At 64.3% G+C, this 3,420-nt stretch carries 2 rRNA genes; both read left to right on the top strand.

From position 1 onward, the window contains the following. The first annotated feature begins 170 nt into the window (after nt 1-170). A 23S ribosomal RNA gene (locus tag VXJ25_RS09660) occupies nt 171-3,105 on the top strand. A 118-nt stretch (nt 3,106-3,223) separates the two neighbouring features. Further along, a 5S ribosomal RNA gene (rrf, locus tag VXJ25_RS09655) occupies nt 3,224-3,339 on the top strand. Nucleotides 3,340-3,420: the final 81 nt, after the last annotated feature.

Here is a 3,420-nt window from a genome sequence, read left to right as displayed (position 1 = left end):
CCCCCCGGGGCGCGCAGCGTCCGGTCTCGAGGGCTCGCCCTCGGCGTACCTTGAGAGCCGCATAGCGTGGAAACACAAAGACAGATCTCTAACAAGATCGCATCTCAAGACAGGGGCGCCGCGAGGCGCCCGTCTTTACCCGAGATTACTCAAGCGAGTCTCCAGTAGGAGAAGAAGATACCAAGGGCACACGGTGGATGCCTTGGCACAGGAAGCCGAAGAAGGACGCGACAAGCTGCGATAAGCCGCGGTTAGGGGCACATGCCCGCTCGACCCGCGGATGTCCGAATGGGAGAACCCGGCGGGGCCCATGCCCCGTCACCTCCGCCCGAACACATAGGGCGGCAGGGGGCAACCCGGGGAACTGAAACATCTAAGTACCCGGAGGAAGAGAAATCAAACGAGATTCCCCTAGTAGCGGCGAGCGAACGGGGAGCAGGCCAAACCGGCGGCGCCAAGGCGCCGCCGGGGTCGTGGGGCCGGCCGACACGGCAGTGAGAAAGCGGAGCGGAAGCGGAACGGCCTGGGAGGGCCGGCGGCACAGGGTTACAGCCCCGTACGCGAATCCGCGCCGCCTGCCGAGCCGGTACCCGAGTACCGCCGGACACGTGAAACCCGGTGGGAAGCAGGGGGGACCACCCTCCAAGCCTAAATACTCTCCTGTGACCGATAGTGGACCAGTACCGTGAGGGAAAGGTGAAAAGCACCCCGGGAGGGGAGTGAAACAGCACCTGAAACCGTGTGCCTACAAGCAGTCGGAGCGGGCGTGAGCCCGTGACGGCGTGCCTTTTGTAGAATGAGCCAGCGAGTTACGGTGCGCGGCGAGGTTAAGCAAGGAAGCGAGCCGCAGCGACAGCGAGTCCCAACCGGGCGACGAGTCGCGCGCCGTAGACGCGAAGCCGGGTGATCTATCCACGGGCAGGCTGAAGCGGGGGTAAGACCCCGTGGAGGGCCGAACCCACCTAGGTTGAAAACTGGGGGGATGACCTGCGGATAGGAGTGAAAGGCTAATCAAACCCGGAGATATCTCGTTCTCCCCGAAATAGCTTTAGGGCTAGCCCCGGGCGTTTACCCGCGGAGGTAGAGCACTGGATGGTCGCGGGGGCCTCACCGCCTACCAAGACCAACCAAACTCCGAATGCCGCGGGCCCAGAGCCCGGGAGTCAGAACATGTGGGCTAAGCTGTGTGTTCGAGAGGGAAACAGCCCAGACCGCCCGCTAAGGTCCCCAAGTCCGTGCCGAGTGGCAAAGGATGTGCGTCTGCCCAGACAACCAGGATGTTGGCTCAGAAGCAGCCACCCATTCAAAGAGTGCGTAACAGCTCACTGGTCGAGTGGACATGCGCCGACAATATACGGGGCTAAGCACGGCACCGAAGCGGCGGGCCGGACGCGAGTCCGGCGGTAGGGGAGCTTTCCGTCCGGGGCGAAGCCGGCAGGCGACTGCCGGTGGACCGGCCGGAAGTGAGAATGCTGGCATGAGTAACGAGAGGGGCGTGGGAAACGCCCCCGCCGTAAACCCGAGGTTTCCTGGGCGAGGCTAATCCTCCCAGGGTCAGTCGGGAGCTAAGGCGAGGCCGGAAGGCGTAGCCGACGCACAGCAGGCAGACATTCCTGCACCTCCGAAGCGGCGCCACCACCGATGGGGCGACGGAGAAGGGTAGCTCAGCGGGGTTCTGGACGTCCCCGTGATGCCGCGTAGGGCGGCGGGCAGCGAAGCGCGCCCGCCCAGGCCTGAGGCGGCGGACGAAGCCTTGAGCGAAGTGAGTGAGCCCATGCTCCCAAGAAAACCCCCTAGGGAGCCGCGAGGAGCCCGTACCGCAAACCGACACAGGTGGGTGGGTAGAGAATACCAAGGCGATCGGGAGAACTATGGTTAAGGAACTCGGCAAAATCACCCCGTAACTTCGGGAGAAGGGGTGCCGGCCGGGGTGGAGGGGCCACGCCCCCCGAGCCCAGGCCGGCCGCAGACGATTGGTCCAAACGACTGTTTACCAAAAACACAGGACTCTGCTGAAGTCGTAAGACGACGTATAGGGTCTGACGCCTGCCCGGTGCCGGAAGGTCACGAGGAGCCGTCAGCTTCGGCGAAGCGGCGAATCCAAGCCCCGGTAAACGGCGGCCGTAACTATAACGGTCCTAAGGTAGCGAAATTCCTTGTCGGGTAAGTTCCGACCTGCACGAAAGGCGTAACGATTTGGACGCTGTCTCAACCATAGGCCCGGTGAAATTGCACTAGTCGTGAAGATGCGACTTACCCGCGGAAGGACGGAAAGACCCCGTGAACCTTTACTGCAGCTAGACATTGGCTGCCGGTCCGTCGTGTAGAGGATAGGTGGGAGACGCTGAAGCCGGGACGCCAGTCCCGGCGGAGTCGCCCTTGGAATACCACCCTCGACGCTCTGGCATCCTAACCCCTCGCCGTGATCCGGGAGGGGGACCGTGTCTGGTGGGTAGTTTGACTGGGGCGGTCGCCTCCCAAAGAGTAACGGAGGCGCGCGCAAGGTCTGCTCAGGACGGTCGGCAACCGTCCCCCTGAGTGCAAGAGCACAAGCAGGCTTGACTGCGAGGCCCACAAGCCGAGCAGGTGGGAAACCAGGCTCTAGTGATCCGGCGGCCCAGAGTGGAATGGCCGTCGCTCAACGGATAAAAGGTACTCCGGGGATAACAGGCTGATCTTCCCCAAGAGTCCACATCGACGGGAAGGTTTGGCACCTCGATGTCGGCTCATCGCATCCTGGGGCTGGAGCAGGTCCCAAGGGTATGGCCGTTCGCCATTCAAAGCGGTACGCGAGCTGGGTTCAGAACGTCGTGAGACAGTTCGGTCCCTATCCTCCGCGGGCGCAGGAGAACTGAGGGAGGCTGCCCCTAGTACGAGAGGACCGGGGTGGACGGACCTCCGGTGCACGGGTTGTTCACCAAGAGCACTGCCCGGTAGCTGAGTCCGGTCGGGATAACCGCTGAAGGCATCTAAGCGGGAAGCCCGTCCCGAGATGAGTTCTCCTTCTGGTAAGACCCCTCGTAGACCACGAGGTCGATAGGCCGCAGGTGCAAGCGCCGCGAGGCGCTCAGCCGAGCGGTACTAATCGGTCGAGCTCTTCTTCCCCCACGGGCCGCTGGGCCCGGGGAGCGACCTTGCCGGGGACCCGTCTTGTGCGCCGCGCTGTGCGGCCCTGAGGGCACGCGCCCCCAGGGATTTGCAGGACCCTGAACGCCCGGCGCAGGCCGGCGACCGTGGCAGGGGTGGCACACCCGGTCCCATTCCGAACCCGGAAGTTAAGCCCCCGAGCGCCGATGGTACTGCGGGGATAGCCCGTGGGAGAGCAGGGCGTCGCCGGCCGGCGGCGGGCGTTTGGTCCTGGAGGGGGTCCCGGAGCCTGGAGTCAGGCGCCGGGGCCCCCTTCCCTATGCCGCGCCTCCC

Origin of the sequence: Olsenella absiana, assembly GCF_036408855.1 — a bacterium.
GTDB lineage: Bacteria > Actinomycetota > Coriobacteriia > Coriobacteriales > Atopobiaceae > Olsenella_K > Olsenella_K absiana.
This window is presented reverse-complemented; position numbering and strand designations above follow the sequence as displayed.